The organism is Collimonas sp. (assembly GCF_044339385.1).
Lineage (GTDB): Bacteria > Pseudomonadota > Gammaproteobacteria > Burkholderiales > Burkholderiaceae_D > Collimonas.
This window is the reverse complement of the sequence record NZ_JBIIVN010000121.1, coordinates 1-7,826: the sequence shown is the minus strand read 5'-3', so window position 1 is coordinate 7,826 and position 7,826 is coordinate 1. Positions and strand designations below refer to the sequence as shown.

General features: G+C 55.8%; 5 protein-coding genes and 2 pseudogenes. 6 read left to right on the top strand and 1 reads right to left on the bottom strand.

Features of this window, described 5'->3' with window-relative positions:
- Positions 1-348 precede the first annotated feature (348 nt).
- The 6 genes and pseudogenes from ACIQ0R_RS09390 (at position 349) to ACIQ0R_RS09365 (ending at position 6,977) form a co-directional block, all read left to right on the top strand.
- Positions 349-1,773, top strand: coding sequence for an ethanolamine ammonia-lyase subunit EutB (locus tag ACIQ0R_RS09390; protein WP_395826485.1), 1,425 nt, complete (start codon positions 349-351; stop codon positions 1,771-1,773).
- A gap of 10 nt (positions 1,774-1,783) precedes the next feature.
- Positions 1,784-2,614: an ethanolamine ammonia-lyase subunit EutC gene (gene eutC / locus ACIQ0R_RS09385; protein WP_395826483.1), complete on the top strand. Its 831-nt coding sequence runs from the start codon at positions 1,784-1,786 to the stop codon at positions 2,612-2,614.
- A 354-nt stretch (positions 2,615-2,968) separates the two neighbouring features.
- Positions 2,969-5,181: pseudogene (locus ACIQ0R_RS09380) on the top strand (TonB-dependent receptor).
- A gap of 31 nt (positions 5,182-5,212) precedes the next feature.
- Positions 5,213-5,901, top strand: a pseudogene (locus tag ACIQ0R_RS09375) (Fe2+-dependent dioxygenase).
- Between the two features lie 65 nt (positions 5,902-5,966).
- Complete coding sequence (locus tag ACIQ0R_RS09370) at positions 5,967-6,404, top strand: hypothetical protein (RefSeq protein ID WP_395826481.1); 438 nt, start codon at positions 5,967-5,969, stop codon at positions 6,402-6,404.
- A 366-nt stretch (positions 6,405-6,770) separates the two neighbouring features.
- Positions 6,771-6,977: a cold-shock protein gene (locus ACIQ0R_RS09365; RefSeq protein ID WP_395826479.1), complete on the top strand. Its 207-nt coding sequence runs from the start codon at positions 6,771-6,773 to the stop codon at positions 6,975-6,977.
- 404 nt (positions 6,978-7,381) lie between these two features.
- Here the strand turns inward: ACIQ0R_RS09365 and ACIQ0R_RS09360 are convergent, their stop codons facing one another.
- Positions 7,382-7,693, bottom strand: a complete 312-nt coding sequence (locus ACIQ0R_RS09360; protein WP_395826477.1) for a GNAT family N-acetyltransferase — start codon at positions 7,691-7,693, stop codon at positions 7,382-7,384.
- Positions 7,694-7,826 lie beyond the last annotated feature (133 nt).

Here is a 7,826-nt window from a genome sequence, read left to right as displayed (position 1 = left end):
TGCACGGCTAGCTCCTTGAACTCCGCCGTGTACATCTGTTTTGGTATCTTCTTCATTGCTGGTCTTTCCAAAGGATCGTTGATTTTACGTTACCTATGGAAGACTAAATTTCGGGGGAAGCTCATTCGACAAGTACGTTTTCTAAAAACCGGTTTGCGATATGCCAGAACACTGACATAACATTTACCAGGACGCCGAGTTAAATTCCGCCTGCAACTATCGCCCCAGCTAAAACGGGAAACCGGTCAGAACCTGATGTATACAAATATCAATCAGTTACAGCGCTGCGCAGAGCGACTATGATGCGGTAAAGACGCACGGCAATCGAATACACGGAGAGCGAGATCGATGAGCGCAAACACTAACCCGGGCAAGCCCCAACGACAACAGCGCTTCTGTCACGTCGTCGGCGGCCGAACTTATGCCTTCCGCGATCTCAAGGATTTGATGGCCAAAGCCACCCCACCCCGCTCCGGTGACTATCTGGCGGGCCTGGCTGCGACCAGCGCCGAAGAACGGGTGGCGGCGCAAATGACGCTGGCGCAACAACCGCTTCGGCTGTTCCTCAACGATTTGCTGCTACCGTACGAACAGGACGAGATCAGCCGGCTGATCATCGACGACCACGATGCCGTCGCCTTTGCCGCAATCAGCCATCTGACGGTTGGCGATTTCCGCAACTGGCTGCTGAGCGATGCCGTCGACGCAGTGGTGCTGGCCGCCGTTGCCGATGGCATTACGCCGGAAATGGCGGCCGCAGTGTCGAAAATCATGCGCGTGCAAGACCTCATTCTGGTCGCCAGGAAATGCTGTGTCGTTAGCCGTTTCCGCAACACCATCGGCTTGCCGCAGCGCCTCTCTACGCGCCTGCAACCCAATCACCCTACCAACAACATCAGCGGCATCGGTGCCAGCATCCTCGACGGTCTTCTGTATGGCAGCGGCGATGCGGTAATCGGCATCAATCCGGCCGGCGATAACGTGCCGCAAGTCATCCGCATCGTCAGCATGCTCAACGATATCATCGAGCACTACCGAATTCCCACCCAATCCTGCGTCTTGACCCATGTCACCAACACCATCGAGGCGATCAATCGCGGCGCGCCGGTTGACCTGGTATTCCAGTCGATTGCCGGAACCGAAGCTGCCAATCAGAGTTTCGGCATCAACCTGGCCTTGCTGGACGAAGCACGCCAGGCTGCGTTATCGCTACAACGTGGAACCATCGGCGATAACGTTATGTATTTCGAGACCGGCCAAGGCAGTGCGCTGTCGGCCAATGCCCATCACGGTATCGACCAGCAAACCTGCGAAGCGCGCGCATACGCAGTGGCGCGTAAATTCAAACCGCTGCTAGTCAATTCGGTGGTCGGCTTCATCGGGCCGGAGTACCTGTACGATGGCAAGCAAATCATCCGGGCCGGACTCGAAGATCACTTTTGCGCCAAGCTGCTAGGCTTGCCGATGGGTTGCGACGTCTGCTACACAAACCATGCAGAAGCGGACCAGAACGACATGGATGTCTTGCTGACTTTACTCGCTAATGCCGGCTGCAACTTCGTGATGGGCATCCCGGGCTCGGACGACATCATGCTCAACTATCAAACCACTTCTTTCCACGACGCACTCTATGTGCGACGGCTACTTGGTTTGCAGCCAGCGCCGGAATTTCAAGCCTGGCTCAACAGCATGGAAATTTTCGACAACGGCGGCCGGATAAAATCCGCCGGCTTGCCGCCCGCTTTCGGGCCAGTGTTGTTGCGTTTATCCTGAGATATTGACCATGCGCGATCCCAACCCCACCGTGATCGTTAACCCCTGGCAATCTCTGCGCCAACTGACTACCGCACGGATCGCCTTGGGTCGCAGCGGGGTCAGCCTGCCTACCGGTGCGCAACTGGCGTTCCAACTGGCGCATGCGCAGGCACGCGACGCCGTCCACCAGGCCTTAGATACGCGGGCACTGGCGCAGGCACTGGCCGCTAACGGTGACATAAACTGCGTCAGCCTGAGCAGCGCGGCGGAAAACCGCCAGATTTATCTGCAACGCCCGGATCTTGGGCGGCGGCTTGATGCCGGCTCACGCGAGACGCTGCAAGCGCTCTCCGACATTGACGCCAGTGCATGCCAGATGCGCCGCCATGATCTAGCCTTGGTGATTGCCGATGGTTTGTCTGCACTCGCGATAGAACAAAACGCTCTGCCTTTTATCGATGCACTGAAGCCCCGCTTACAAACGCAAAACTGGCGCCTGGCGCCGATCATTATCGCGCGCCAGGCACGGGTTGCTATCGGCGATGAAATTGGCGAACTGCTGGGGGCCAAGGTCGTGGTGGTACTAATCGGGGAAAGGCCTGGTCTGAGCTCACCAGACAGCATGGGCCTTTATCTGACCTGGGCACCACGCGTCGGCTTGACCGACGAAAGCCGTAATTGCATTTCCAACGTGCAGCCGGCGGGATTATCCTATGAGGAAGCTGCGTTCAAACTGCACTACCTGCTGCGGCAGGCTCACGAACGACAATTGTCAGGCATCCGCCTCAAGGATGAAACCGCAACGATTGCCGCTCATATGTCAAAGCAGGAGTGCAATTTCTTGCTGCCGCCCGAGTGAGTTCGGGATAGCCAGACATTGTTAAACCCATCATTGTCGAACGGCTACTAAAAACCAATCGAAACCCCTCGCATGACGACTCGGGCTGCCTGACGGCGACCTGCTTGCTGGCTGCAACAACACTCCAGACTGTTGTAATTTATTTTTTTACCAATCCGGACTGTTCGTTTTGCCGGGTTCTCATCTATAATGCCTTCCGCCAATTAGTCAAATGAGAATTAATTACACAATCAATCTCATTTGCAAATAAAATATTTTCAGCCAGCAAAACGGTCGACTTCCGTGTTAGCCAGCCAGATTCCAGCTGCTTATCGAAACCTAACCTGTCGAAGCTCAACCTTTTTGCACATGAAAATGAACCGTCCTAATCCAATTACCGCGGCCTTGGTAGCTGCGTTTGCCTGCCCTTTGCACTTATACGCCCAAGAAGTTCCGCCGCAAAAGGCCGCCCCCCCGCTGCGCCGGTGCTAAAGGAAGTCACCGTGCAAGGCACCCGCGGCGATTTCAACGCCAATAGCAGTGCCCTCAACAAATTATCGGCCGACCTGCACGACGTGCCGCAATCGGTGGTGGTGGTCAACAAGGCACTGATGCAGTCGCAAGGCGCGAGCTCGCTGGCTGATGCGTTGCGCAACGTGGCCGGCATCACACTTGGCGGTGCCGAGGGCGGCCAGATCGGCAACAACATCAACCTCAACGGATTTTCTGCGCGCACCGATATTTACCTCGACGGTTTTCGTGATCACAGCCAGTACTATTGCGACACCTTTGCGCTGGAGCAGGTCGAAGTATTGATGGGACCGTCGTCGATGCTGTTCGGCCGCGGCTCGACCGGCGGCGTGATCAACCAGGTCAGCAAGAGAGCCAACCTGAAGGAATCGACCGAGATCTCGGCATCGGCTACTACCAACGGCATGGTGCGCAGTACCGCCGACTACAATCATCCGCTATCGGAGACATCGGCATTGCGTTTATCGGCGATGGCACAGAACGGCAAGGCTACCACCCGCGACCAGACCGATGTGCAAGACTTCGGCCTGGCCAGCTCCTACGTGACGGGTATCGGCACCCCGACCGAAATCACCTTGTCGGCCCTGATTCAGCATAACCATGACATGCCCGATTACGGCGTACCGCCACTCAACGGCCATCCGGTCAAGGTCGACCGCAATACCGCCTACGGCCTCAACAGCGACCGGGCCAACCAGGACGTGGCCGCACTGAGCGCCACCATCAATCACAAAATCTCACCCGATGTCGTGCTGCGCAACCAGACCCAGTTCAACTACGTGCGCACCAGCGCGGTGGAAACCGCGCCTAACACCATCGGCACGGTATCGGCCAGTGGCTTCACGCCGCTGCCGCTGAGCAGCCTGTATGTGCGCGGCCAGAGCCATGACCGCGACATTCGCGATTATTCGATTTTCAATCAGACCGAACTATCGGCCAAACTCAACACCGGGAGCATCAAACACGATCTGCTGATCGGCGTTGAACTCGGCCACGACGGCTACGACAACCAAAACTATTATCGCAATGGCAGTTGCAATGGCGTGGCGCTGAATGCGCCATCGACAGTAACCGGCTATAACGATTGCATACCGTTGGTCAATCCCGGCTACAGTGCGGCTGGCAGTCAGGTTGCAAGTGTTGCCGGCAACCGTGCCGGCGGCTCCGCCAATACGCTTGCCGCCTATGTCAACGATACCGTGACACTGGCACCAGAATTCAAACTGGTCGGCGGCCTGCGTTATGACCGTTACATCGCCAGCATCACTAACTCGCTGAACTCGGCCAATGCGCCAGCCGCTGCCAAAAACACTACCCTGCCCTATGCCCAGCAAACCATCAACTTCACCAGCGTGCGCCTGGGAGGCATCTGGGAACCGAGCGCGGCGCAGTCCTACTATCTGTCGTACGGCACGTCATTCAACCCGTCGCTGGAACAGTTGACCGGCACCACCGGCCAGCAGAACCTCGCCCCGGAAAAGAACCGCTCCTACGAACTCGGCGGAAAATGGGATGTGGCGAATGACAGCCTGTCGCTCAACGCGACGATCTTCCAGATCAAGAAGGCTAACGCGCGTAGCCTGATTGCCACCGGCGTGTATAAACTGGATGGCACGGTACGCGTCAACGGCGCCCGCGCCGGCGCCACTGGGCGCATCACCAAGGATTGGCAGATTGCGCTTGGGTATACCTATTTGGACGCCAAGATCATTCAGGCCTCGGCACTCGACGGCACGCTCGGCAAGGTCCCGGCCAACACACCGAAGAACACGCTTACCTCATGGGCCACCTACAAGCTGGCGCCGCACTGGGAAATCGGCGGCGGTGCGACTTACATGTCGCAGCGTTACGCCAGCAACGCCAACGTGGTGCAGGTCGGCGGCTATACACGCTGGGATGCAACGGCGGCCTATACGCAACCGAAGTATAACATCCGCCTGAATCTGTTCAATCTGGCCAACAAAATGTATTACGATGCGTTGATTCCATCCGATGGCGGCCGCGCAGTGCCTGGCACCGGACGTAGCGCGCTGTTGTCGGTCAACTATCGTATGTAATCGAACCTGCGAAAAGACGAAAGAAACGTTTATGCTGATTGCCATTCCCAAGGTACTTGATGTCCAGCAGTTGGACGCTGTGCGACAGTTGCTCGACCAGGCCGGCCCGGCGTGGGTCGACGGCCGCGTCACGGCCGGGTACCAGGGGGCGGCAGTCAAATTCAACCAACAGATCGATGAACGGTCAGCAGTGGCGCTGCAATGCCAGCACATCATTCTGCAAGCATTGGAGCGCCACCCGCGCTTTATCGGCGCCGCACTACCGAATACCGTTTATCCGCCGATGGCTCAACCGCTACGGCGAGGGCATGGCCTTTGGCGCCCATGTCGACGGCCGCTGTGCGGATTGATCCGCACAGCGGCCGCAAGCTGCGCACCGACATTTCGGCTACTCTGTTCCTGTCTGATGCAGACTCCTACGACGGCGACGAACTGCAGATCGACGACACCTATGGCATGCACGCCGTCAAGCTGCAAGCCGGCGACATGGTGCTGTATCCGGCTACCAGCCTGCATCAAGTCACGCCAGTCACGCGCGGCGTGCGTACTGCCTGTTTTTTCTGGGTGCAAAGCCTGGTACGTGACGACGCCCAGCGCAGCATGCTGTTTGACATGGATAACGCCATCCAGAAACTGAACCAGACCAACGCCGATGAACAGGCGCGCCGCACATTGATCGGCTGCTATCACAACCTGATGCGGCAATGGAGCGACACCTGAATTACTGCGACTGAATTGACGACGTATGGCGCCAGATGAAGTGCCATTTGGTGTATCCTCACGCTATGAACAATGACACCGACATCCAGCTCAGCGGGCCTTTCCGCGTTACCGACGCCAGCGGCCGCAACCATGAAATAAAATCGATCCGCATCTTTGACGAAGGCTATGGAATCATTGACGTCTATGTCGATTTCAACGCCGCGATCGGCAAAGAACGGCTCTATGCCGACAAGGTGCTTATCGGGCACATCTTGGCGAGACTGCGCCAGATCGGCTATGTCGGCCCTGATTTCGGCCACGGCGATCTTGGCTTGCAAGATGACAAACTGATCGTGCTGGAAGCGCCGGAAGAGTTCAATGCGTTTGCCAGCAGCAAGGGCTGGAAGAACCTGGTAGAAGAGTTCGCTGACGAATTTCCCGATGATTCCGCCGCCAGCGATGGCCCAGGTACGGTATCAAGCAGCAAACTGGATGCGCTCAAGAATAAATTCAAAGCCTGAACAGCCTTTGTCCATGCGACTTACCGGACTAATGTGCGGCAGCGGCAGCAGGCGCATTCCGCGCAAACCTGCCGTTTTATCAACTGGCCAGGTATCAACATCACCGATGCAATTTGATCTGCCAAATTTTCATGGCAGTCAGCTATTTTAATCTGGCGAAATCGATCAAATTAACTAAACTGGTAAACGGTTGAATGGCCGCCAACCGCTTTGACGCTGGACTTCCGGCGATCCGGAAACCAGCTATCGAGACAACTCACAACACCAAAGTGAGCAGGTTGACAAGGCAGTTCAACTTGACGCACTGCATGAATAAATTTCTCACTTTTACGACTAGTGTGATGTATCAATTTTGGAAAGACTATTATGGATACAGGTACTGTCAAATGGTTTAACGACTCAAAGGGCATTGGCTTCATCGCGCCCGACAATGGCGGGGAAGAATTGTTTGCCCACTTTTCCGCAATCCAGATGGGCGGCGAAAAACTCCTGCGAGAAGGCCAAAAAGTCAAATTCGACGTCACGGAACGCCCTAAAGGCAAACAGGCATCCAACATTCAAGAAGCAACCTAGTTAACCATCAACCATCAACAGAAACTACAAAAGCTCTGCCCTAACCTGATCGTGAAGTTGTAATGTCGACAGATTTCTCAAGGCTCGCACGCTTGCACAGCGTTCGAGCTTTTTCATTCTCTACATATCAACAACATGCAATGGAATCGTTTAACTGCGGGATACGCTGATCTCATCTTGCCGCACGCGAGACTGCTTTTGGCGAGGCAAGCTGTACCTCAAGCATGACGCGCTCGCCACTCATCCTTTAACAATGCCAATACTGGTGTGCCCCACCGGCGGCCCTGGAAATACCGGCTCTCCACAAATTGCGCTTCGATTCGCATGCCGAGCAAATTGCAAAGTCTGATGGCGGCTTTGTTCTCCGACACGGTTTCGACATAAATGCGATGCACGTTGTGTGCCTAGAAACCAAAGTGCATCACAGTGTTTGCAGCTTCAAGTGCATAGCCGCTACCTAGCCATTTCCGACCTAATTCACAGCCAATCGATGCCTGCTGTCTGGCTTCTGGCGGGATCCCGCATGCGCCGATCAGCTCGCCGCGTTTGGTGGTGATCGCACACTGAAACCTGGTTCGAGGCAGGTAAATACTTTGGCCGATCAAGGTATCCAGCAATTCGTCAGAGCGTACCGGAGAGGCATCCTCGCAGCGGCAAAAAGCGCTTGGATTTATCGTCGCCTCGCACAGCAAGATAGGGCTCTCTGTCTGCTTCACAAAAATCGCGCAAGATCAGATTCTGCGTTATAGTGGACCCGGAAATCCGGACAATAGTTTAAGGAGTATCCTGCACTGAACAACGAAGGCAGGATATGAACGAATTAAAACGAAACAGTTTCAGCGGGCAACA